This is a genomic window from Natronoarchaeum philippinense (assembly GCF_900215575.1).
Classification (GTDB): domain Archaea; phylum Halobacteriota; class Halobacteria; order Halobacteriales; family Natronoarchaeaceae; genus Natronoarchaeum; species Natronoarchaeum philippinense.
In genome coordinates, this window is record NZ_OBEJ01000002.1 from 251,143 (window position 1) to 273,768 (window position 22,626).

The 22,626-nt window shown below is 64.6% G+C and carries 27 protein-coding genes and 2 tRNA genes; 12 read left to right on the forward strand and 17 right to left on the reverse strand.

The annotated features are described in order from the left end of the window. Positions 1-214: 214 nt before the first annotated feature. The gene (locus CRO01_RS08075; RefSeq protein WP_179747433.1) at positions 215-3,250 is read left to right on the forward strand and encodes a glucodextranase DOMON-like domain-containing protein; all 3,036 of its coding nucleotides are present in this window, start codon (positions 215-217) and stop codon (positions 3,248-3,250) included. 137 nt (positions 3,251-3,387) lie between these two features. Here the strand turns inward: CRO01_RS08075 and pspAB are convergent, their stop codons facing one another. The 4 genes from pspAB to CRO01_RS08090 form a co-directional block, all read right to left on the reverse strand. Beyond that, positions 3,388-4,002 (reverse strand): PspA-associated protein PspAB, encoded by a 615-nt coding sequence (gene pspAB / locus CRO01_RS08080; RefSeq protein ID WP_097008625.1) that lies wholly within the window; start codon positions 4,000-4,002, stop codon positions 3,388-3,390. A gap of 24 nt (positions 4,003-4,026) precedes the next feature. Beyond that, entirely contained in the window at positions 4,027-4,911 is an 885-nt protein-coding gene (htpX, locus tag CRO01_RS08085) for a zinc metalloprotease HtpX (RefSeq protein ID WP_097008626.1), read from the reverse strand. A gap of 112 nt (positions 4,912-5,023) precedes the next feature. Then, positions 5,024-5,197 carry a hypothetical protein gene (locus CRO01_RS16605; protein ID WP_179747434.1) on the reverse strand — a complete coding sequence of 58 codons (174 nt, stop codon included), beginning with the start codon at positions 5,195-5,197 and terminating at the stop codon, positions 5,024-5,026. Between the two features lie 103 nt (positions 5,198-5,300). Next, a tRNA-Pro gene (locus tag CRO01_RS08090) sits at positions 5,301-5,371 on the reverse strand. A gap of 147 nt (positions 5,372-5,518) precedes the next feature. Here CRO01_RS08090 and CRO01_RS08095 point away from each other — a divergent pair. Next, entirely contained in the window at positions 5,519-5,953 is a 435-nt protein-coding gene (locus CRO01_RS08095) for a hypothetical protein (RefSeq protein WP_097008627.1), read from the forward strand. A 143-nt stretch (positions 5,954-6,096) separates the two neighbouring features. On the opposite strand, the gene CRO01_RS08100 is transcribed toward CRO01_RS08095, so the two are convergent. Beyond that, positions 6,097-7,389 carry an alpha-amylase domain-containing protein gene (locus tag CRO01_RS08100; RefSeq protein WP_097008628.1) on the reverse strand — a complete coding sequence of 431 codons (1,293 nt, stop codon included), beginning with the start codon at positions 7,387-7,389 and terminating at the stop codon, positions 6,097-6,099. Between the two features lie 182 nt (positions 7,390-7,571). Here CRO01_RS08100 and gnd point away from each other — a divergent pair, with 182 nt between their 5' ends. The 5 genes from gnd (at position 7,572) to CRO01_RS17020 (ending at position 10,208) form a co-directional block, all read left to right on the forward strand. Then, positions 7,572-8,468 carry a phosphogluconate dehydrogenase (NAD(+)-dependent, decarboxylating) gene (gene gnd / locus CRO01_RS08105; protein WP_097008629.1) on the forward strand — a complete coding sequence of 299 codons (897 nt, stop codon included), beginning with the start codon at positions 7,572-7,574 and terminating at the stop codon, positions 8,466-8,468. A gap of 254 nt (positions 8,469-8,722) precedes the next feature. Beyond that, complete coding sequence (locus CRO01_RS08110; RefSeq protein WP_097008630.1) at positions 8,723-9,301, forward strand: 2Fe-2S iron-sulfur cluster-binding protein; 579 nt, start codon at positions 8,723-8,725, stop codon at positions 9,299-9,301. A gap of 94 nt (positions 9,302-9,395) precedes the next feature. Then, positions 9,396-9,468, forward strand: a tRNA-Arg gene (locus CRO01_RS08115). A gap of 200 nt (positions 9,469-9,668) precedes the next feature. After that, the gene (locus tag CRO01_RS16610; protein WP_179747435.1) at positions 9,669-9,833 is read left to right on the forward strand and encodes a hypothetical protein; all 165 of its coding nucleotides are present in this window, start codon (positions 9,669-9,671) and stop codon (positions 9,831-9,833) included. 252 nt (positions 9,834-10,085) lie between these two features. Further along, complete coding sequence (locus CRO01_RS17020; protein WP_259370013.1) at positions 10,086-10,208, forward strand: hypothetical protein; 123 nt, start codon at positions 10,086-10,088, stop codon at positions 10,206-10,208. Between the two features lie 176 nt (positions 10,209-10,384). Here the strand turns inward: CRO01_RS17020 and CRO01_RS08120 are convergent, their stop codons facing one another. Continuing rightward, positions 10,385-10,837 carry a type IV pilin gene (locus CRO01_RS08120; protein ID WP_097008631.1) on the reverse strand — a complete coding sequence of 151 codons (453 nt, stop codon included), beginning with the start codon at positions 10,835-10,837 and terminating at the stop codon, positions 10,385-10,387. Positions 10,838-10,839: 2 nt separating this feature from the next. Then, on the reverse strand, positions 10,840-11,277 hold the full coding sequence (locus CRO01_RS08125) for a type IV pilin (protein WP_097008632.1): 438 nt from the start codon (positions 11,275-11,277) through the stop codon (positions 10,840-10,842). Between the two features lie 650 nt (positions 11,278-11,927). Between CRO01_RS08125 and CRO01_RS08130 the strand changes: the two genes are divergently transcribed. Further along, complete coding sequence (locus CRO01_RS08130; protein WP_097008633.1) at positions 11,928-12,515, forward strand: DUF6663 family protein; 588 nt, start codon at positions 11,928-11,930, stop codon at positions 12,513-12,515. Between the two features lie 356 nt (positions 12,516-12,871). Here CRO01_RS08130 and CRO01_RS08135 read toward each other — a convergent pair whose 3' ends face one another. Together CRO01_RS08135 and CRO01_RS08140 are read right to left on the reverse strand one after the other, a co-directional pair. Then, a complete protein-coding gene (locus tag CRO01_RS08135; protein WP_097008634.1) occupies positions 12,872-13,459 on the reverse strand; it encodes a hypothetical protein in 588 nt (195 codons plus the stop codon). Next, a complete protein-coding gene (locus CRO01_RS08140; RefSeq protein ID WP_097008635.1) occupies positions 13,452-14,825 on the reverse strand; it encodes an NRAMP family divalent metal transporter in 1,374 nt (457 codons plus the stop codon). Before CRO01_RS08140 ends, CRO01_RS08135 begins: the two co-directional genes overlap by 8 nt. A 108-nt stretch (positions 14,826-14,933) precedes the next feature. Here CRO01_RS08140 and CRO01_RS08145 point away from each other — a divergent pair, with 108 nt between their 5' ends. Then, positions 14,934-15,719: a phytanoyl-CoA dioxygenase family protein gene (locus CRO01_RS08145; protein ID WP_097008636.1), complete on the forward strand. Its 786-nt coding sequence runs from the start codon at positions 14,934-14,936 to the stop codon at positions 15,717-15,719. 2 nt (positions 15,720-15,721) lie between these two features. On the opposite strand, the gene CRO01_RS16615 is transcribed toward CRO01_RS08145, so the two are convergent. Then, a complete protein-coding gene (locus CRO01_RS16615) occupies positions 15,722-16,198 on the reverse strand; it encodes a hypothetical protein (RefSeq protein ID WP_179747436.1) in 477 nt (158 codons plus the stop codon). A gap of 162 nt (positions 16,199-16,360) precedes the next feature. On the opposite strand from CRO01_RS16615, the gene CRO01_RS08155 reads away from it, so the two are divergent. Next, complete coding sequence (locus CRO01_RS08155; protein ID WP_097008637.1) at positions 16,361-17,053, forward strand: SOS response-associated peptidase; 693 nt, start codon at positions 16,361-16,363, stop codon at positions 17,051-17,053. A 15-nt stretch (positions 17,054-17,068) separates the two neighbouring features. On the opposite strand, the gene CRO01_RS16620 is transcribed toward CRO01_RS08155, so the two are convergent. From CRO01_RS16620 to CRO01_RS08165, 3 genes are all read right to left on the reverse strand, one after another. Next, a complete protein-coding gene (locus CRO01_RS16620) occupies positions 17,069-17,245 on the reverse strand; it encodes a hypothetical protein (protein WP_179747437.1) in 177 nt (58 codons plus the stop codon). Positions 17,246-17,300: 55 nt separating this feature from the next. Then, complete coding sequence (gene thiE / locus CRO01_RS08160) at positions 17,301-17,945, reverse strand: thiamine phosphate synthase (RefSeq protein ID WP_097008638.1); 645 nt, start codon at positions 17,943-17,945, stop codon at positions 17,301-17,303. Positions 17,946-18,034: 89 nt separating this feature from the next. Then, on the reverse strand, positions 18,035-18,739 hold the full coding sequence (locus tag CRO01_RS08165; RefSeq protein ID WP_097008639.1) for a 5-formyltetrahydrofolate cyclo-ligase: 705 nt from the start codon (positions 18,737-18,739) through the stop codon (positions 18,035-18,037). A gap of 92 nt (positions 18,740-18,831) precedes the next feature. Between CRO01_RS08165 and CRO01_RS08170 the strand changes: the two genes are divergently transcribed. Then, positions 18,832-19,236 (forward strand): NUDIX domain-containing protein, encoded by a 405-nt coding sequence (locus tag CRO01_RS08170; RefSeq protein ID WP_097008640.1) that lies wholly within the window; start codon positions 18,832-18,834, stop codon positions 19,234-19,236. Positions 19,237-19,263: 27 nt separating this feature from the next. On the opposite strand, the gene CRO01_RS08175 is transcribed toward CRO01_RS08170, so the two are convergent. Beyond that, complete coding sequence (locus tag CRO01_RS08175) at positions 19,264-19,767, reverse strand: metallophosphoesterase (RefSeq protein WP_097008641.1); 504 nt, start codon at positions 19,765-19,767, stop codon at positions 19,264-19,266. 50 nt (positions 19,768-19,817) lie between these two features. Further along, a complete protein-coding gene (locus CRO01_RS08180; RefSeq protein WP_097008642.1) occupies positions 19,818-20,552 on the reverse strand; it encodes a YIP1 family protein in 735 nt (244 codons plus the stop codon). Between the two features lie 130 nt (positions 20,553-20,682). Here CRO01_RS08180 and CRO01_RS08185 point away from each other — a divergent pair, with 130 nt between their 5' ends. Beyond that, positions 20,683-21,429, forward strand: coding sequence for a queuosine precursor transporter (locus CRO01_RS08185; protein ID WP_097008643.1), 747 nt, complete (start codon positions 20,683-20,685; stop codon positions 21,427-21,429). A 63-nt stretch (positions 21,430-21,492) separates the two neighbouring features. Here CRO01_RS08185 and CRO01_RS08190 read toward each other — a convergent pair whose 3' ends face one another. Together CRO01_RS08190 and CRO01_RS08195 are read right to left on the reverse strand one after the other, a co-directional pair. Continuing rightward, a complete protein-coding gene (locus CRO01_RS08190; protein WP_097008644.1) occupies positions 21,493-21,768 on the reverse strand; it encodes a hypothetical protein in 276 nt (91 codons plus the stop codon). A gap of 182 nt (positions 21,769-21,950) precedes the next feature. Next, positions 21,951-22,427, reverse strand: a complete 477-nt coding sequence (locus CRO01_RS08195) for a deoxyuridine 5'-triphosphate nucleotidohydrolase (RefSeq protein ID WP_097009160.1) — start codon at positions 22,425-22,427, stop codon at positions 21,951-21,953. Positions 22,428-22,626 lie beyond the last annotated feature (199 nt).

The window sequence follows — 22,626 nt, forward strand, 5'->3', positions numbered from 1 at the left end:
CAAATCGCACGACGAAATACGATAGTATATATGTAAGGAGTAATCATGACATGGTATCCATGGTACAACAGTCCCGCATGCACGTCTGGACCCCTACCCGTGTCAAGGGTTCCCAATCGACACGGTCGGCCGACGGCTCGTCCGCGACTGTTGTGCCTGCCGGTACAGCGCGTCTGCAAGCGTCGTCACGTGCCGACGACGGAGTCCGATCTATATGAGCAAGAACGACGATCCCGTCAGATCGCTCGCGAACGGTCGAACAGCACCCGGTAAAACGACTGCGTCGGAACGTAACGAGGGGCGTTCCCAGACCTACGCCGGATTCGGCGCCGACTCCTACCACCCCGGCCAGCCCCGGATCGTGACCGTCGGCGAGGCGCTGGTCGACCCCGCCTTCGTCGGTCGAATCTACGGGAGCGACCGCAGCAACTACTCCAACCGCGACCACCTCGGCCCGCGGCTACCCGTGCTCCGCGAGGACCCCGAGGAGTACGCGCCCGAGGATTTCGAGTGGTCGATCGCTGAGCGACCCGAGGGCAGCGACGCCGAACTGTCCTTTTCGATTCCGACCGTCGACGACCAACCCCGTTACGACCACGGGCAAGGCCACGTCACCGAGTTCGTCCCAGACGCGCCCGGCACGTACGTGCTCGAACTGGAGGCGCCCGACGGCGTCCACGAGCAGACGATCTACGCGTTTCCCGAACCGCCGGCAGCGGCCGAGCGCCCGCCGCGCGTCTCGCTCGACGCCGAGTACGACGCCGAGACCGACGAGTTCGTCGTCGACGCCGACGCCGCACTCGCGCCGGGCGCCGACGCGTCGACGGCGGCGCTCGAAGCCGTGTTCCTCGCCGACGACCGTGACGCGCTGGCGACCGAGGACGTGCGAGCCGACGAGACAACCGCGCGTGTTCCCGTGTCCGCGCTCGATGGCGAGTCCGCGCGCATCCACGCCGCGGCATACGACGGCCGGCTCACGAGCGTCGTCGACACCGTCGAGCTCTCGCCCGACGGCGCCGTCACGCTGCCGAACCGCCCGCCGGCGTGGATCGAGGACTCCGTCGTCTACGAGATCTTCACCCGATCGTTCCACGGCCAGCCCGGCCAAACGGACTTCGACGTACTCGAAGCCGGCATCGAGTACATGGACGACCTCGGCGTCGACGTGGTCTGGCTGACGCCGATCGTCCCATCCGCCAGCGCCGCGAAAGAGATCTCCGGTGGCGGCCCTCACGGCTACGACACGCTCGATTACTTCGACGTGGCGCCGGATCTGGCGCCCGATGGCGAGGACCCGATCGAGGCCTACCGCTCGTTCGTCGAGGCTTGCCACGACCGGGACATTCGCGTCGTGTTCGACTTCGTGGCCAACCACTGCGGCCGAGACCACGAGTTCTTCCAAGCATCGATCGACCAGCAGGGCGAGGCGCTCGCGCGCTGGCCCCGCGTCGACGCGTGGGACGCCGACTCGAAGTACTACGACTGGTTCGATCGGGTCCACGAGGCCCGCTACGACGGCGACGGACTGGTCGAGCCCGAGCCCCGCGTGACGGGTTTTTTCGACCTGCTCGACATGCCCAACTGGAACTTCGACAACCTCGCGGTCCGCGAGCACCTGCTCGCGGCCGCCGACTTCTGGTCGGGCGAGATCGGGGTCGACGGCTTCCGCTGTGACATCGCGTGGGGCGTCCCCCACGACTTCTGGAAGGACGTTCGCGAGGTCGTCCGGTCGAACAACGACGAGTTCCTGCTGCTCGACGAGTCGATCCCCCACGACCCCGCCTTCGCCGAAAACGAGTTCGACATGCACTTCGACACCGTCGAGTACACCGGCGCGGCCCACGACATCGCCCGCGGCGAGGGCACTGCCTTCGACCTACTCGACGCCGTCGAGGCTCGCGCAGAGAAGGGGTTCCCGGACCACACCCTATTGCTCAACGCCACCGAGAACCACGACGAGGCGCGCCTGCTCAACGAGGCGCTCCACGCCGGCGCTCACGACGACCCCGAACACGTCCAGCGAGCCGTCTGGGCCGCCAGCGTCGCGCTGCCGGGCGTTCCCTTCGTCTACTCCGGACAGGAGCGCCAGATCAGCAAGTACGGCGAGGGCCGCCACCGCGGCGAGGGCGACGACCGCGACGCCGACGTTCGCCCCGGCGGCAAGCAACGGGCGTTCATGAACTGGGCTCATCAGGGCGATACGGTGCCCGAGGAGCATCTCCAGTTCTACAGCGACGTGATCGACCTGTACCACGAGACCGACGCGCTCGGCCCCAACGCTGACCTCGAAGACGTCTGGTTCCGGTCGGACGACCACGCGCTCGTCTTCGGGCGCGACGCGAGCGACGTTGTAGACGCTGCCGGTCCCGAGCGCGCGGTCGTCGTCGTCAACTTCGACAGCGACGGGCCGGCCCGAGTCGAGCTTCCCTCCGGCGTCGATACGATCGACCGATTCACGGGCACCGATCTCGCGGCCGACGCCGCGGCGTCCGGCGGCGACGCCACGCCGGACGAGCTCGTAACCGTCGAAGTCGACACGATCGCCGTCTTCGAGACGCCGACGTTCGACCCGCTGGGCGAGCCGATCGCCGTCTGGGACGGCGACGCCGCGCCCGGGCTCGGCCCCGGCCACTACGAGTTCCCGCTCGCCGAGGACTTCGCGCCGGGCAGTTTCGATTTGGAGAGCTTCGAGCTCCGCGAGTTCGACGACAGCTACCAGTTCGTCTTCGAGTTCGACGCCATCGAGAACCCGTGGAACCGCGACCGGGGCTTTTCGGTCCAACTTCCGCAGGTGTACGTGCGCGAGCCGGACGCCGGCGGCGGGTCGGTGTACGCACAGGCCGGCGTCAACGCCCGCTTCGAGGACGAGTACCACCACCGCGTGCTCGCCCGGCCGATGGGCGGTGTCACGGTCGAGAGCCCCTACGGCGACGTGCGAGCGACCGGCGGCGCCGAGGTGCTCGCCGACCGCGACGCCGTCGTGGTCTGGGTTGGCAAGGACGCCCTGCCGGACCTGACCGACGGCGCCGAACTCGTCCCGTTGGTGACGGCGTTCGACGAGACGCGAACGGACCACGTCCGCCCAGTCGAGGCCGAGGCGAGCCAGTGGACTTTCGGCGGCGGCCGCGAGGACGACATGAACCCGAACGTGCTCGATCTGGTGACGCCGTCGGGCATGGCGCGAGCTGACGCGCTCGCGTACTCCGGCGAGGAGTTGGCGACGATTCCCTTTCTCGATGCCTCGGAGTGAGGACTAGCGGCTACTAGTTGGTTCATTTTCTCTGTCACCGCGACCGACGACACCTCGAAAGCCCCCGAGAGGAGTTCACAGCGGTTCTAAATACGGCCAGCCGACAGTCAAACGATACTCTCTGCACTCGGCTACTCTCACTCCCAAGGATGCCGCCCGCCCTCGCTGGGCCACAGGGGATACCAGTACTCCTTGTCGTCTTCGACGTCGAGTTCGCCATCGAGCACGCTTGCAAGCTTCAACTCCAGCTGGTTGTCGCGCTCGTGGCTGGCGTCCGGCGCGGGCGCAAACGGGTAATACGAGCCTCGCCGGAACGAGTAGATCCAATCGGCGGGCTGGCCGCGCCCCTCGAAGGCGAAGACGGCAGCGAGCAGGCGCGAGCCGTACCCCTCTTCGATGAACGTGTCGGCGGCGAAGTTGAGATTCGTCACCAGATCCTCGAAGTCGTCCTCGTCCTCGAAGACGACCCAGCGATACCCGTGGTCGTCGTCGACGAACCGCGAGACGGTGCCGGTTTCGGCCTCGCCAGCCGCGAGAATATCGCGGACATCGGAGACGGTGCCGGCGAACTCGTGGCTGTCGACTTCGGCAAAACACAGCGCGGCGTAGCCGGTCGGCTCGTAGCCCAGATCGGCCGACATCGTGAGGTAGGCGGTGCTCATCCCGAAGAGGTCGTCGGGGTCGGCACCGCTCGTGGCGTCGGATTCGGCGCGGGTCCCGAAGATGCTCCGGAGCCCGTCGAACAGTCCCATGCTCGCCAGTAAGGCCGTCGAGAACTACAACCCTTCCATCTCGCGTGCCAGCTGGTCGAGCTGCTCGATGCGCTTTTCGGTCGGCGGGTGAGTACTGAAGAGCCGCGCGATGGCGCCCTTCGATATCGGGATGATGAAGAACGCGTTCATCTCGGCCTCGTCGCGCATGTCCCGGCTCGGGATCTTGTCCATCTCGCCGGAGATCTTCATCAGCGCCGACGACAGCGCGGTGGGCTTGCCGGTGATGACGGCCGCCCCTCGGTCGGCGGCGTACTCGCGGTACCGCGAGAGCGCCCGGATCAGGATGTAGCTGACGACCCAGACGACAAGCGAGATCAGGATGGCCACGATGATGCCGCCCCCGCCGCCCTCGCGGCGGTGGCCGCCACCGCCGAAGAAGGCGCCCCACCGAACGATCATGAAGGCGATCGTCGACAGGAACGAGGCGATCGTCATCACCATCACGTCGCGGTTCTTGACGTGGGCGAGTTCGTGGGCGATCACGCCTTCGAGTTCCTCCCGGTTCAGCGTCTCCAGAAGGCCGGTCGTCACGCAGACGGCGGCGTTTTTCTGGTTACGTCCGGTCGCAAACGCGTTGGGAACCCGATCGTTCGCAACGGCGACGGTCGGCTTTGGCAGATCTGCTTGCTGAGCGAGACGCTGGACCGTCGCGTGGAGTTCGGGATACTCCTCCTCGCTGACCGTCTGTGCGCCCATGCTCTTGAGCGCGAGTTTGTCGCTGAAGAAGTACTGGCCGATCGAGAACGACCCGATCACCAGCCCGGCGAGTAGCAGGCTTCCCCCCGAGTACGCCCACAGTCCCGCGAAGAACACGATATACAGCGCGAACAGTAGGAACATCGTCAGTCCCATTCGCGCGCGAAGTCCCCAGTCGGGTTGCCACTGCATGCCTTCTGTTACGGTCCGAACGGCATAAAGTCGTCCGGATCAACACGTAGGATTCCGGTTCGTGGGTGTTCGTCTCGACGCCGCGCGGCATCGCCTCCTGCCTGCTGTCGCGTCAGCGATCGATTGCGTACACCTCGGCCCAGAGAAACGCGACGCCGATGCCACCGTACGTGAGGCCGAGCACGGTCATGATCCACTGGCTCTGTACTGCGAATGCCAGCGCCTGCACGATCCCCAGCAGGACCATCGCCACGCCGATGATGGTCTTTGCTCGTCGTCGCTCCATGCGACGTAGGTCGGCCGGGGTTCTGATAAATCCCGTTTTCCGAGACGGCGTGGCTTCGATAACAAACCGATGGCTCTCCGGTTTCTATTTGCTTCGTTAAAAGTGGGACCGCCGAGAGTCGAACTCAGGTCATACGGACCCCATCCGCATAGGATACCACTACCCCACGGTCCCGGGTTGCATTTTCACGAACGCCGGTCCACAAGTTAAGGGCTTCGTTTCGTCGCCGCAACCAAGCGCCCGACCGCGATCTAGAAGCACGACGAATTGGCTCATCATACGTTAGAAAAATTTTTACGGGACGGATCCGATTAGCAGGATATGACCGCAGACGAGAAACTGACCTCAATCCCTTCGGGGATTCGAGCTGCCTGTGTCGCGGACGGATATCTGGTCCTGCTCGGCATGGCCTTTTCGATGATCGGACTGTCGGACATGGCCGAGGCCGGCTTCTTCCAGTTTTCGTTCCTCTCTATCGATGGGATCGCGTGGGTGATCTTTGCCGCGCTCATCCTGATCGTAGCGCAGTTGTACGTCATCGGCGGCGTGTGGCAGATCAAGCCGTGGGCTTGGACTGCAGGCCTCGTCATGTTCGGGGCGCAGGCGCTGCTGTTCGCCGGCATTCTGGTGTGGGTACAGCTCAACTCTAACGTCCCGGTGTCGTACGCCGACGGCCTGATCCAATGGCTGGTGCCGCTGGTAGTCGCTTTGGGCTGTCTCGCATACATCTTCGACCAGCGCTCTTGGTACCGCTGAACGGCCCGCTGTTTTTGCGATTCGTTGGTGTCGGCGACACTGTGTAGCGTGCGCTCTGGCAAGTGCTTGCGGCGATAGCAACAGTCGTCAAAAACGAAACGCGCTCGTGTCCCCGATCTCACCCAGTCGGGGGCCTGTCGTTGTCAGGCCGGCGCGTAGCAGACCCATCCCTGTGGCGGGATCCAGATCTGCACCCAGCCGTTGCCGTCGGTGGTGAAGTTGTCGCCGTTGTTGCCAGCGTAGTCGCTGAGCTCCGTGTTGGTCCAGCTCGTCTTGACCCACTTGCCCTGCCACGATCCCGAGCGATTGAGACCGACGAGTAGATTCCCGTCGCGCTCGAAGACGTACAGATCCTTGCTCGCGTGGCGCTGAATCGACGACCCGCCGGCGAGATTTCGTCGAATCCACAGCAGGTTTTGGATATCGCTGTCCCAGTAGGGCATGTCCTTCTGGTAGACGCGTGGATACCCCTCCTGCGTGAGGATGTAGGCGTAGGCCATCTTCTGGTACTGGGGCGGATCGCTGTCGTGGTTCGAGACGAACGTCATCGCCCTGTAGGAGTTCCAGTCGACGTAGCCGCCGCCGTCGAGCGCGCTGAGGTCGCCGTTCTGATGGAAGGCGTCCTCTTTCATGGTGTAGTACAGCGGGTAGTCGGTGACCGACATCCCCGTCTGGGCGTAGCCGTCGCAGTAGCTCTTCGAGCCCTGAAGCACCTCGCCGACCGAGTACAGGCCATGCTGGTTGGCCCACTGATTGGCGTAGTCGCTGAAGAACCACTCGGGAACGTGCTTGGCGGCGTCCCACCGGATGCCGTCGACGCCGAGGCTGGCGTACTTGTCGACGTAGTCTTGGAGCTGGCCGCGGACGTAGCTCGACTCTTGCTTGAGGTCCGGCAGCCCCGAGAGGTCGCAGTTTTCCACCTGCCAGTCGTCGCTGTAGTCGTCGATGCCGCCGTTGTGGTGGAAGTCGTTGTAACTGAAGTAGGGGAACTGATCGAAGTTCACGCCGGCGGCCATGTGGTTGATGACAGCGTCGGCGATGATGTCGAGCCCGTTGTTGTGGGCGGCATCGATCATCTGGCTGTACTCCCACTCGGCGCCGAACACGCTGTCGAAGCTCTTGTGATTGATCGGCTGATAACCCAGCGGCGGGTGGTGGTCGTTGTCCTGATCGGCCCGGGTAAGTTTCGACTTCTGGGCTGGCGGCACCTGAACCGCGTCGAAACCGGCGTTCGCAATGTCGCCTATCTGGTTCTTGATGTCGCTCCAGTCGGTGTGATAGAACTGGAGCACTGCCGAGTCGCCAATCGCGGCGGCCCCGCTCCCGGTAGCGAACGCTCCCCCGGCGACGGCAGCACCGGTCGCACCGATACCTTTCAGCACTGTTCGCCTGTCGGGGTTGTACTCCGTGCCACGACCGTTGTCATCGGGTGACATAGCACCGAGTATACAGCCATCTACATTAAAATTTTTCCAAAATATAATTATAATCAATAGTTCAACGTCCCATAATTATAGAAATATACACAATTATTGTATTCCGTGGGTCGGTACTAACTGCCGCTGTTCCCAACAGACGAACCGCAATCACTACCTTCGTCCCCGAGGGACAGCGAGGCATGCAACTGGGCGTTATCGGACTTGGACGGATGGGAGCGATCGTCGTCGACCGGGTACTCGACGCTGGACACGACGTGGTGGCGTTCGACCTCGACGACGACGCCGTCGCCGCGGCGGCAGACGCCGGCGCGACGCCGGCCGACTCGATCGAAGATCTCGTCGGAAAACTCGGCGACGAAAAGCGAATCTGGCTGATGGTTCCCGCCGGGCCCGCGGTCGACGCCGCACTCGATGATCTCGAGGACGTGCTCGACGCCGACGACATCGTCGTCGACGGTGGTAACTCCCACTTCGAGGACTCGGTACGACGCGCCGAGTCGACCGAGGCGGCGTATCTCGATTGTGGCACCAGCGGCGGCCCCGCCGGCGCCGAGCTCGGCTTCTCACTGATGATCGGCGGTCCCGAATGGGCCTACGACGAACTGACCCCCGTCTTCGATGCCGTCGCTACCGGACCTGCTGGTCACGACCGGATGGGAGCAGCCGGCAGCGGCCACTACGTCAAGATGGTTCACAACGGCGTCGAGTACGCGCTCATGCAAGCCTACGGTGAGGGTTTCGAGTTGCTCGCCGAGGGGCGCTACGACCTCGATCTCGAAGCCGTCGCGCGCACGTGGAACAACGGCGCCGTGATCCGGTCGTGGCTGCTGGAGCTCTGCGAGGAGGCGTTCCGCGAAGAGGGTTCGGATCTGGGAGATGTCGACGATCACGTCGCCGGTGGTTCGACCGGCACGTGGACCGTCCAAGAGGCACTTGAGCAGGAGATCTCGCTTCCGCTGATCTATCAGGCGCTCGCCGAGCGCTTTGCCAGTCGAGACGAGCGCTTCTCCCGACGGCTCGCCAATCGGCTTCGCTACGGCTTCGGCCGCCACGAGGTCGCGCGGAAAGAGGAGTAGCAGTTTAGTTGCCATCACGGTGCCGGCCCTGCGGCAGCGGCGCCGCGCTTTCGCCGCGAGCGAACTGTAGTTCGAGCGTCGTAGACCTGAAAACCGCAAGAACGCGACCGCCGTCGCCGTGAGCAAACGAGACTACTTTTTGCCGTGCGAGATGGCCGAACACCGCGAGGCGATCCGAACGGCAGCAGGGAGGCAGGGAAACGGTGGCTGGGAAACACAATACAATTAAACCAGCATTCCGAACCCACCTCTATATGGTGAACGAACTGGGGGTCGCTATCGGGATCGGACTGACCCTGGTCGCCGTGCTCATGCACTTCTCGCGTGGCACGGGCTGGACTACGAACGAGGACATTTCCCAGCAAGTTCTCGAACGACGTGCCGAAACCGTACCGGAGACTGACTTCCCCGAACCGATGAATCGCTCGATCGGCGGCGGCGCTCCGGCCGGCGCCATCGGCGGTGGCGAAGCCGGCGGCGAACTCGAAGAGGGCGGTGACGGCGAGGGCGGCGCCAGCGGTCCCGCTGACATCCCCGAAGACGAGATCGAGTACTACGAGATCGAGTTCGTCAAGGAAGGCGAAACGATCGAAATCGCCAACAACGAGAACATCCTCGACCGCGGCGAGGAGGAAGGCTGGGATCTTCCTTACGCCTGCCGACAGGGACAGTGTGTCTCCTGTGCGGGTCAGATCGACGGCGACGCCAACGACCTGATCGAGCACGACAACCAGTCGATGCTCGGAGAGAGCGAGATGGAAGACGGCTACACGCTGACCTGTGTCGCCTACCCCCGCGGCGAGTTCTCGATCGAGACGGGCGAACAGCCCTGACCGACGATATCGTCGACTGTTCTTCGTCTGCGGACGTGATTTCTACGCTCGCTTCACAACGGTTATATCGCCACACAGTCGTATCCGTATTCGAGGGCGCGTAGCTCAGCGGACAGAGCACTTGGTTCCGGACCAAGATGCCGCGGGTTCAAATCCCGTCGCGCCCGTTCGACTCGCTTGCGCTCGTCTCACGGACGCGACGTAGCTCGCAAACGCTTCGCGTTTGCTCACTCCCGTCGCGCCCGCTGCTTTGCGCGAATTGGCACAACGTCGAATAGTTGCTAGAGTGACTGCAGATGTCCTTTCGACTAGTAACGGATAGGCAGACCGTCCCTACATCTGGATCTCATGAGCAAACGGAACGCCGATGGTCTCGCTCGACAAAAGAGAACTGCGATTGGACGGTATTGTGGACGCTGACGGCGAGATTCCGCAGGATCAGAAAAAGTACGTCAATCGCGTGGCCGAAGGCGCCTATCTCGTGCGCGCGGTCGACGGCGACGACATTCCCGAAGTTGGCGATGCGCTGTGACGCCAGCCCGCTGGAACCCGGTCTTCAGCTCCGACCCCACGGGGTCTGGCGCGGATTGAACGGCCAACCCGGATTGATGTATTTTTGCGGGGGCCACCCCACCGCAGGAGTACATCAAACCCCGGCGTCCACCGGCGCCGATCACCGCGGTGGGCATGGGCGCCGAGCACCATTTATCAATGGCGGCTGAGTTCGTCACCCCCGAACGACCGTTTCGGCCGGTTTCGAGCAGCGGTACATCAATCGGTACGTATGAGCCACTACAGTTGCCCCCTGAACGACGAGCGCGAGCGACTCCTCGACCAGCTCGAAGGCGCGACCGATGCCAACACGCGCGCGACGACACGATCGACGCCGCGATCCGGCACTATCTAGAGGATAAGGAGAATCGGCAGGAACACTGGCGGGAGTTCACGCCGGAGCAGTTGGAGCTATTGAGTACGCCGTCAATCTCTATTCAATACTATCCTCAAGTAAAATGAGACTTAGACACAGATTGCTGTGACTGGGTGGAAGTGTGATCGTCAAATAAAATAGGTTAATTGCGGGGGTTATCCGCTAACGTCGTAGTCGTGGTTTGACAGCTCAGTCGACTGGCTCCCGTCAGAGGATTCCCACGTGAGCGTGGCAGTACCAGTGCTGTCACTACCGTCGATGACTAATTCGACGGAATTGCCGGCAGTCATCGAATTGCTGTAGTAGTTATCTAGGGTGATGGGGCTTGTACTACTGTTGTCGGGAACAGTCAACGTGATCTGGCTGGGACTGCTGACCGTATCCCCTCCACCATGCTCCACGGTCACGGATCCGAGGTTTGATCCGTCATCTGTGCTGTTATCAGCCCAATCCCACTGCACTTGCGGTGCAGATTCTTGGCTGCCACCGATGTCAAGGACGAACGCACCGATCACGGCGGCTAGGATGACGGTGATTGCAACCATCAGAATGACGCCGATAACCGGCGACACAGCGTCATCGTCCGTGAATAGTTCTTTCAGATCCATTATTATGTCAGGTCGTAATCGTGGCTCGAGAGTTCAGTCGACTGACTGCCATCTGAAGACTCCCAGATAAGGGTGATCGTCCCCGTAGAGCCACCAGAGGTGCCGGGAACAACTTCAGAGTCGCCAGCTGTGATCGAATCTGCGAATGATCCGCCAATACCACTGCTCCCGAGAGTCTGTTCGGTAGCATCACCGGTCACCGAGATTTGTCCGGGATTGTTGACGGTGTCTCCCCCACCATGAGAGAGTGTCACTTCGTTAGCACCCGCATCATCTGACCAGTCCCACTGAACTTGCGGTGCGCTCTCCTGACTGCCACCGATGTCGAGGACGAAGGCTCCGATCACGGCGGCCAGAATGACGGTGATTGCAACCATCAGGATGACGCCGATGACCGGCGACACAGCGTCGTCGTCGGTGAATAGCTCTTTTAGATTCATGTTTTGCGATTGTTCACGCCGTGAACAGCAACAAAGGATATAACGTGCGAACACCACAGTTCGCGTGAGGCATTGTCCAATTGGGGACGTGGTGGCGTCCCACGCCTCGCCGTCCTTCGTTGCGTACCGACGTTATCAGTCCTCATTAGAGTCAAATGTAATAAAACCATTCCTACCACGCAAGCATCTAGTAGGTATTTTCTATCCACGGCGTGACCACGTAGCTAATGCCCTCGCCGTTCGTCACCGAGCGTGCCCTCGCCAATACCTACGCCAGTCGGTCGTACGAAACGGCCTACTAGCGGGTTCTCCTGTATCGGAAGGCCCAACGCGCCAAGCTCCGGCATCCAGACAAGGGTTCGTACGCGCTCGCAAGCGAACTCGACGTGGGGCGGAACGCGATCCGGGGGTGGGTCGACGGCGGTGCGGTGCCGAACCCCGTTCGGGCGATCCAGATTGCCGACCGACGCGGGTGGGTCGATCTCGATTACGACAGCGATGTGTTCGCACCGCTGAATCGGCTCACGGGCGGAGTGTGGCTCACAAACGTACAGCGGTTGCTCTCCCGTCACCTCGGCTTTTCAACTGTGTCGAAGCCAAGCACTCCGGGTCGTGGAACTCATGTATGTCCGGGCGCCTATCACGCACCAATGCAACAGACGTCTGACGGACGATTTCGCGTGCTCTCTGGTCGAAGTGACGATGAGTGGCTCTTGCTGGACGTGGAGTCGGCGGAACCGACGTATGTCCCGACGGCGTCGGCACCCGACCTCGCGGTCGGCAATCGGATCGAGGCGTCGCTTCGCTGGGCGGACGGCGACCCGAGCGTCGACGACTACTCGATGCTCTCACCGACGAGCTTTCAGTTCGCTCGCACCGACGAAGCCGTCTTTCAGGCCGCCCAAGAGTGCTTCGAGGCGGCCCGGTCAGCGGGCGAGGCGATGAACTCCCGGGTCACCTACAGCACCGACAACGAGCCAAACGGCGTCGTCTACACGTTTGCCGAGCAGTCCGGCCAGCGCGATCTGTTTACCGAATTCCGCGATGGCGTCAAGCCGCTCGATCCGCTGGTCGCACGTGCCGCCGAGGACGCCACGCCGCCGTTTTCCGTGTGGATTCTCGACCCGCGCGAACCGTTCGTGCTCGTCTACATCGTGCTCGATCCCGACGGAATCCTCGAAGAGACGATGCGAGATACGTATAAAAATCGAGGGTCACAGCCGACGAGCCCCGATTAGGACCCGGACGGGAGCTAATTTCCGCGGCCCCTACGACCGTGCTGGAATCCCCAGGTTCACGAACGCCGCTCGCGCGTCGTCCGCTACGTTGGTCTTGACGACCGTCCGTCCGGGCGGACGGTTTCCGGGCCACTGCGAGTCTCCTTCGGAGCGTTCACCTCGGTCCCGTGTGACGGGGAGTTTAGTTTTGCTCCGGCTCCGCACGATCCGTCCGCGAATCGGACAGTTCGTGTCGGAGCGTCCGGTGTATCCTCGGGTGCTCGTCGGACATATTGAGATACGGCACCACACAGCATAAACAGTGTTGGCGATGGCCCGAGATGTCGCATCGGCGTCACGCTGGGCCGCACCGGCGCCTACGTCCGCCCGTTCTCGCCGAGTCGGATGTGGCGGCCGACGCAATCGACCAGCCTGTCGAGCGCCGCCTGCTCTCGGCTGGTGACGGGATGGTCAGCGCCGAGTTCGTCGCTCTCGAAGGCGTTGAGAACGGCCGCGTCGGCGTCGTCACAGTACGAGCAAAGCCGATCCGGATCGGTCCTCTCGGCCTGAAACGGGATCGTCGCATCGTTGACGAACACCGCCGCGGGATCGGCGGGTGCTGCGCGCAGCAGTTCCAGCGCGCGCTCGGCGTTGTCGGCGGCGAGGGCGCGGGCCTCGCGCTCGTCGTCGCCTTCCGACCGGGGGGCGTGGGCGGCAAGGACGCCGTGAAATGCCGCCGAGGGAACCTCGACGAATCGGTCGAGTCGCCCGCCGAGCAGGACGCCGTCGCGCTCGATTTCGGGGGCGAACTCCAGCACGACGACGCCGTCGGCGCCGCGCTCGTCGATCCAGTCCTCGAGCGCCTGTGCGGTCAGCCGCGTTTTGCCGACGTTCGAGGGACCGGTGACCAGTGTCGTGCCCCGCAGCGGCGTCGCCAGCTCCGGGCCGGGTTGCTCCTCAGGCATCCGATCCGGCCTCGACAGTCGGCGTCGATCGGCGGGCCGACAGCACGAACTTGCCGATCAGTCCGAGGGTCGCTGCCGCCATCGCAACCGCGAACGCGAGCACGAACGCCGTGACGGGGTCGGTCAGACTCCCCTGCGCGTACTGGTCTCGGACGAACACGCCCGCCAGCACCGACGCGATGACGAGCACGGCGACGCCGCCGACGTTCGCAGCCGTCGGGTTCTGTTCGGGGACCGCTCCGGGGTGGTTCAGCAGGTACAGCACGACGACGAGCGCGAAGGGCGTCCCGACGAGGCCGAACGCGAGCATCACGACGAGCAGCGTGAAGAACTCGCCGCCGAGGAACGCGCCGAGCGCGCCGATCAGCGCGACGGCGACGACGGCCGCGCGAAACCGCCCGTCCGACACGTTAGTCTCCCAGCCGAGCTTGTCGGCCAGCAGGTACGGCGGGACGACCGTGTTCGCACCGAGCGTCGAGACGGCGGCGCCCCACAGCCCGAACAGGAACAGCGCTTGCGCGTACTCGCCGGCCAGCGGGCCGAGCGCGTCGGCCGCGACGGCGGCGTTCAGGTCGCCGCCGGGCGAGAACTCCGGTGCGAGCACGCTCGCGGCGACGAGAAACGTCGCCACACTGAACACGCCGAACGCGACGAGCATCGAGGTTGCCACGTCGAACCGGCCGAGGTCGTAGTCCTCGCGGGTCCAGCCGCGGGCTTGCATCGTGTAGCTCTGCATCGTGATCAGCGTGATGTGGACCGCACCGCCGAGCACGCCGGCCGCCAGCAGCGCACCGTCGAGCCCGTTGGGAATCGTCGGCACCATCCCCGACGCGGCCGCTCCGGCGTCGATCGGGACGAAAAACGCCGATGCGACGAAGGCGACCACGACGACCGAAACGATCGCCTTCGCGCCGACTTCCAGAAAGCGATAGCCGCCGCCGGCCAGCCCAGCCGCCAGCACCAGCGCCCAGACGACACTCCAGAGCCGGGCGTCGAAGCCGGTGATCGTCCCGCTGACCTCGGCGACCGTCTTCATAATCACGATCTGTGCCAATCCGGAGGCGAGCACGGTGTCGATCACGAGTACCCACGCCCACAACTCGCCGAGGTGGTCCTCGACGGCGCCGACGATGCCGCGCTCGGTCAGCAAGCCGAGTCGCATCGAGAGGTACTGCGTCGTCGCACCCAGCAGCGCCGAGAGGACGACGACCCACAGCAGCGCGTACCCAAAGGTCGCCCCTGCGCCGAGGACGGCCGCCATCGAGGCCGGTCCCGCCGCGATTGCGCCGGCCACCCACGTCGGGCCGAGCTTCGAGAACTTCGATCGTATCCCCGTCACCGCCGAGTCGTGCGTCGCGTTGCTCATCGAGATATCGAAATCGCCGGTGGCTTAAAAACTATTCTACTCGGTGGTACCACCCAAATATGATTAGAAACCAAAATGATTACCACCGAATACCACCGCTTGTTATCCATGCAGCTGACCGACGCCGAGTTCGAGCAGTACCAGTCCGACGGCTACGTCGTCGTCGAAGACGCCCTCTCGCCCGAGATGGTCGAGACGGTCCGAGAACGGCTCCGCGAGTACACTCACGGCGACCGCGAACCCGAGCGGTTCCAGCGCCAACTCGAACCCGCCGTCGAGCGCGGCGAGGTCGAAGTCGAGCAGTCGGGCGACGCCGTCCGGAAGTTCGAGGGACTGGGAATGGTCGAAGCCGACGACGTGTTCCGCGAGGTCATGCAAAACGACGCGATCACCTCCGTGGCGACTGATCTGCTCGGGCCGAACCTCAAACTGCTTCGCAGCGCCGCGATGTTCAAGCCCCCGCAGGTCGGCAGCGAGAAGGGGTTCCATCAGGACGCCGCGTACTACCCGATCCGACCGCTGGACCACGTCACGGTCTGGATCGCGCTCGACGACGCCACTCCGGAGAACGGCTGCATGCAGGTCGTCCCCGGCGCACACGCAGACGGGCTACTGGGCCACGAGGCCGTCGAGTACGACACCGACATCGTCATCGGCGAGCGCGACTACGAGCCCGACGACGCCGTGCCGATCCCGATGGAGGCCGGTAGCGCCCTCTTTACGCACTGTCTGGTGCCCCACTACACCTCGCCCAACGAGACCGAGGACTGGCGGCGTGCGCTCATCATGTCGTATATGAACTCGCGGTCGCGCTTTACCGAATCCGCCGAGGAGCGACCGGACTGGGTCGACTCGGTCCACGTCCAAGGCGAAGAGTTCCCCGGCTGCGTGTAGACTCAGTTCCCGCGATTCGGCCGAAACAGGTCGGGCGTGAACGGATCCGAACCGACGGTAATCGCGTCGGTTGGAGGCTCGTCGACCGGCACGAGGTCGGCGTCCGGCGCGAGGACGAGTTCCACGTCGGCGTCCGCGGGGACGAGTTCCACAGCAGCCTCCGGCGCGACGCCGTCGTCAGGATCACTCACTCCCGCGGCCTGCTCGTCCGGAACGATGTGAAATCCGGTCTCCGTGGTCGATTCCTCGACGATCTCGAACCCCGTCTCGGTGCGCCATTCGACCGGCATCAGTCCGGGGTATCGGGCGTCGGCGTCCGGCACGGCGACCAGCGCGTCGTCCTGCCGAGCATCGGCGTCCTCGGGGTCGGCTTCGACGATGACGAAGTCCGTTCCCGGATCGTCGTCGTCGCCGTCCGGTCCGTTCTCCGCACCGGTTTCGGGGCCCGTGTCGTTTTCGGCGCCGGTTTCGTGGTCCATGTTCACATCATACGTACTCTCGTGACATGAATCTGCTCACCGGTTCGTTCCCCACCCCGCATCTGCTGGTGGGATAGGGCGGTGGCGTCCAGCAGGATGCCGGCGTCCGGCACTCGAACGCCTTCGGACAACGTTAGGACCCCTCGCTCCCTATCGTGAGCTATGTGCGGCCGCACCTCCCTGTTCGCCACTCCCGAGACGCTCGCGGCGCGCTTCGGCGTCGACGTGACCGACGAGTACGAGCCCCGGTACAACGTCGCGCCCGAGACGCCGATCGCGGCGATCAGGGACGACGCCCCGGACGCGCTCGAACACCGCCACTGGGGTTTCGTCCCGACGTGGGCCGACGACGCCGACGAGTGGAACGGGCTGATCAACGCTCGGACCGAGTCAGTCGACGAGAAGCCGGCGTTCCGCGAGGCCTACGACCGACAGCGGTGTCTCGTGGTGGCCGACGGCTTCTACGAGTGGCAGGAGCGAACCGACGGGACCCAGCCGTTTCGCGTCGAGCGCGCCGACGGCGAGCCTTTCGCCATGGCCGGCGTCTGGTCGCGCTGGGAGGGCCCGGACAGAACCGTCGAGTCGGCGGCGATTCTCACCACCGAGGCGAACGACCTGATGGAACCCCTGCACCACCGGATGCCGGTGATCTTCGACGCCGAGGACGAACGGGACTGGCTGCGCGACGAGCCGCCGGCGAAAGACGATCTGCTCGAACCCCACTCCGGCGACGGCTTCGAAAAGTATCCGATCTCGACGGCGGTCAACGACCCCAGCAACGACGTTCCCGAGATCGTCGAACCGGTCGACGCGCCCGAATCGGATCCACAGAGCGGCCTCGACGAGTTTGTCTGAACGGCCACACCGTGCTCAGTCGGGTTGCCTACTTCCCTTCAGGAACCCATACCCGACCAGCACTGCGAGTGCGACCACTCCAACCGTCGTTTCAGTAGCGTACTGGAAGCCGATTCCAAGCAGAAGCAGGACGGCTACCACCAGCAACAGGAGGATTGCATCGAGACGTTTCTGGAGGGCGGATTCGTCCATACTGTCACTCACAATAGCAGTGTGATAGAATTGGTGGTCCAAATGTACCGACAAGTCACTCCTCTCGCCCGCGCTCGACGGCTTCGCGCAGGTCGCGCGTCGCCGCCGCGGGGTCTTCGGCCTGCGTGATCTCGGTGATGACGGCGACGCCGGCTGCGCCCGCCTCGGCGACCCCAGCCGCGTTGGACGCCGTGATGCCGCCGATCCCCACCACCGGAATCCCCACGGCGTCGACGATGTTTCGGACGCGTTCGGGCCCGAAATCGGCTTCGTCGTCGGGAACGTCCTTGGAACTCGTGCCGTACACCGCGCCGACGCCGAGGTAGTCCGCCTCCTCGCGCTCGGCTTGGCGTGCTTCCTCGACGAACGAAGCTGATTTCCCGATCACGGCGTCCTCGCCCAGCAACTCGCGCGCCGCAGGAACCGGCAGATCCGACTGCCCGAGGTGGACGCCGTCGGCGCCGATCGCCAGCGCGAGATCGACCCGGTCGTTGACGAGCAGGTCGACGCCCGCCTCGGCCGTGAGTTCACGAAGCCGTTGTCCGGTCTCGTACCGCCGTCGTGCGCTCTGGTCCTTATCCCGAAGTTGGATCGCGTCGACGCCGCCCTCGATCGCGGCACGAGCGATGTCGACCGTGCTCCGGCCGGCCGAGAGACTCTCTTGGGTGACGAGATAGGTTCGCCAGTCCTGCGGGGCCATAGGCGTTGCTGGTCGGGCGTCCGGCAAACCGGTTTCGACTCCGGCGGCGTCCGAACCGCTTCGCGGCCTCGCCGACACAGTCCGCCGAGCTATGGCTGGAGCGTCTGCAATACCGGAATTTCCTCGATTCGCTCCTCGGAGAGAACTGTCCAGTCGACCCCGGCCGGCCGGTCGTGGGGCGTCTCGGTCTCGACCGTCCGATCGGGCGTCACAACGAGATCCAAGGGCACGTCGTGGGCGTCGACCGGCACGTCCGCGTCGACGACCTGACGCTCGTGGACGGTCGTCACGACCGTCGTCGATTCGTCCACGAGATCGAACGCCTGCAGGACGCCGTACTCCAGATCGCTATACCCTTCGCCCTTGCCGACGCGAGCGCCACCCTCCGTGACGGCGACGCTGCCCGCGACGATCAGGTCGATCTGTGGCATCGCTTCGGGCGCGACTTGGACGCCGACCTCGGCCGAGCCGCCGATCGTCGTCGCGTGGTCGATGTCGTCGGTCTCGGCGGGATCGAGCCGGAGGAAACACTCGGCCTCGCGCAGGCGCGGGACGGCCATATACACCGTCTTTCCGGCGCGCAAGGCAGCGCGCCGAACTGGAAGCTGGGGCGCATCGGGGTTGGACTTGATCGCGTCGGCGGCCTGCCAAGCGTCGGTCGCGGCGAGCCGATCGGCGGCGTCGTCCGCGCCGGCGAAGTTGGGAATTCTCCCGTGTGGTGGGTACGGAAATCTGGCCTCGCCGCTTTCCTCTAACTCGTCCCAGACGCGCTCGCGGAGCGGCTGCTTGTCCATGCGCGGATCGGTGGTGCGCCGGCGGGTTGAGCGTTGTCCTCGCGGCCGGCGTCCCCCCTGCGTTGAAACCTGCTACCGTCGTATCCGCCCGTATGGAACTCGACGACGTGCGACCGCTGGCGGCCGACGGCGTCGTGCAGTTCGACGACGGGGTCGTCCTCCTGCGACGCGACATCGCTCCCTTCGAGGGCGCGTGGGTGCTCCCCGGCGGATTCGTCGAACGCGATGAGGGCGCACGGACGGCCTGCGAACGCGAGATCGCAGAGGAGATCGGGATCGACGTGACTGCCGACGTGTTCCTCGGCCTCTACGACGACCCCGACCGTGACCCTCGCGGGAACGTCAGCGCGGCCTTTCGCTGCCGGCCGGACGGTGACGCCCGCCCCGAAGCGCGCGAGGAGGCCCGCGAGGTCGATACGTTCCCCGTCGGCGATCTCCCCGAGATGGGGTTCGACCACGAGCGCATCGTCCGCGACGCCGTCGACGCGGGTGACTGACGCCGCGGCGGGGTCGGCGTCGACCGCTCAGCTCTCGACTGATCGAAACTCGACCGTCTCGGAGTCGGTGTCGACGAGCGCGACGCTGTGTTCCTCGTCGGGCACCGTCGGGAAGTGCGCGCCGGGGTTGAGCACCGTCGTGCCGTCGACAGCCCGCTCCTCGGCGACGTGATGGTGGCCGTAGCAGACGTAGTCGTACTCGCCGGACTGGGCGTGGCCCTCGACCTCCGCGGTGTCCTCGCCGTGGAGGACGGCAAACTGCGTCCCGTCGAACTCCAACTCGGCGAACCGGCCGTGGAGCGCGCTGCCGTTGCCCAACTGCCGGAACGCCGACTCCAGCCCGTCGAGTTCGCCGTCGTTGTTCCCCAACACGGCGTGGACCTCCAGCCCGTCGAAGTGGGGGACGACCGGCGGCGCGATCACGTCGCCGCAGTGGACGACGGCGTCGACGCCCGCGTCCTCGAAGATCTCGACCGCTCGATCGACCGCCGCGACGTTGTCGTGAGTGTCGGAGATGACGCCGATCAGCATACTCGTCGGTGACGGGCGAAGGCCTTACAGTAGTTCCGCTCGCCCGACGGCTACAGCACGCCGAGCAAGCCGACGAACCCCAGCGGAACCGCCACGGCGACACCGGCGGCCGCCCGCGAGAGATCGGCGTCCTTCGAAAGCCCGGCACTGAGGATGTACCACTGCCAGCCGATCGTCAACAGCGACGCCAGCGCCAGCCACGGCGTAACCGGCGCCAGCGCCGCGTCCAGCGCGACATCGGCCTGTTCGAAGTCGGTGATCGTCGTGTTCGAGAGTACGACCCACAGGCTACCGATCCCCACCACGAGGCGGGCAAGTTCCGGCACCGCCGCCCAGCCCGCGAGCGCGAACGCCCCGCCGAGCGACGGATCGCCGCCCGCGAGCCGACCGGCGCCGAACAGCACCACGCCGCCGAGAAACCACATGACGAACGGGACGACCATCCCGATCCAGAGGAAACTGCGCATTGCCTCCGCGACCAGCGCTCCGGCGTCGCGCTCGATCGTTCTGGGCTCGTCGCAGCCGTCGTCGAACGACGACCCCGACTCCCCGAACTCCCCGTCACAGAACGGCTCGGGCGGCCGGTCTGGATTGTCCATCGTGACCGTCGCGTCGATCGCACCTTCGAGTATCGATTCGAGAGCCAGAATACCACCGGTCAAACAGACGGCGAGCAACACGACGAGGCCCGCCGCGATCGGGAACGTCCGAGCGGGGGGCCGTTCTTCGAAGAACGCTGCTGGCGACAGGAGGAACTGACGGAGGGCGCGGGCGGCGTCGACCATCGAGTTGCGGGTTTTCGCTCCGCCGACATATATCTTGTCAGCGGGCATTAATTTATGAACGCAGTCAGCGAACCGGTGGGCGAGCGAGTAGAAACCATCTTGACCGGGGCGTGACTTCTCGGCCACAGAGATGACACGCGACAGCACCCAGAGCGCGGCGACGCCGACGATCGGTCAGGTGACGCTGATCGGTCTGTTCGTCACCGCGCTGGTGACCGCACAGCTGACGGCCTCGAAGATTCTTGGCTTCTCGATTCCCGTCGAGTTGCCGATCGCCGGCGCCCAGCTCGCGCTGCCCGGCGCCGCGTTGGCCTACGCCGTCACGTTTCTGGCGAGCGACTGCTACTCCGAGCTGTACGGCCGGCGGGCCGCCCAAGTGATGGTCAACGTCGGCTTCGCGATGAACTTCGTGTTGCTGGTGTTGGTGTGGTCGACGATCGCCGCCCCCGTGTCGCCGGCCTCGCCGGTCGCCGCTGACACGTTCGCAACGGTGCTCGGCGCCAGCACGAACATCGTGATCGCAAGCCTGCTGGCCTACGTCGTCAGTCAGAACTGGGACGTGCTGGCGTTCCACCGGCTTCGGGAGTACACCGACGGCGACCACCTCTGGCTGCGCAACGTCGGTTCGACCGCCAGCAGCCAAGCGATCGACACCGTGATCTTCGTCACCGTCGGGTTCGCCCTCGCGCCGGCGGTTCTCGGTAGTGGTGAGCCCGCCGGCGTCGACCTGCTCGCGTCGCTGATCGTCGGCCAGTACCTGCTCAAGCTCCTGATCGCGGTCGTCGACACGCCGGTCGTCTACGCTATCGTCGGCGCGATCCGGGAGTACGGTCTCGACGGTGCGGCGCTCGATTCAGCCGGTCGCACCGGCGACTGATCGAGCGCTCGACGACGCCGCTGTGTGGGCCGATACGGTCGAAAAATGCACGGGGCCGACTGCTTACTGACTCGATCGCAGCAGGTCCTCGATCGTCTCGCGGACGTTCGAGGCCGACGGTGCGACCGGGATCATCTTGAGGCGCTGTTCGAATTGGCGTTGCTTGAAGTGGTTGGCGATCGCGAGGATCGTCGGCGCCCAGAGGCCGACGAACAGCCCGAGTTCGCGGTCGTCGCGCACGAAGAAGGCGTACCACGACATCGCTATCGAGGCGACCGACGCCAGCAGCGCGACGTCCGTTCCGGCATCCGCCGTTACGTCCGTCTCTCGTTCGCTCATTGTTTGACTCATAGAGTGACCCGCATTTGCACCTAGACGAGTTCCGTCTTCAACACCGAGAACCGTTCACGCGTCGTTCGACGCGTTTGGGCGACTGTACGAGCGCTTTGATTGTGAATTACGCCAGAGTAACGTGGGGTTACGGGGGCGTGTAATCGGCCGTGGAAGTACCGTAGGCAGGGTCAGTCCAGATTCTCGCCTTGATACGAGCCGTCGTAGGTGTCCTCGTGGTCGGCGCGTGCGAGCACCAACTGGGCGATCCGGGCGCCCTGCTCCAGTTCGATCTCGTGGTTGATCTCCAACAGTCCTTCGCCGCGGCCGGTGTAGCCGGCGTCCCAGACTGCGGTGTGGAGCATCGCGGAGTTGCGCATCAGCGACGATCGCGGGAGGACGTACCCGACGTGTCCTTCGGGAATCGAGATCGTCTCGCCGTAGCGGGCGACGTAGCCGCTTGGCGAGAGTCGGTAGGTCGGAACCCCAGCGTCTGCGTCTGGATCAAGCTCGCGGCGCTCGCCGATCTGCTTGTCGTCGCGGCCGATGCGTCCGGGTTCGACCTGCTCGAACACTGCGTCGACCGTGAGATCGACGCCGTTTGGCTGTACCTGCTGGTCGTCGATCGGCGAAATGTGCTCGGCGACGAACGCGCCCGATCGGAACATGGGGAGACGAGCGTCGCGGCCCTGCAAGTCAGTTTCGGACCGGTCGAGGCGCATTCAGAATCGTGAAGGATACCGGAGTACCAACGAAAGATCGGGAAGCGCCGTCGGATATACACAAACGCACGTATTCTTCTCGCGGGCACGAGTTACTAACTGGGATCTCGGGCGAGATTGTGAACGGTCGTACAGGATGGACTCG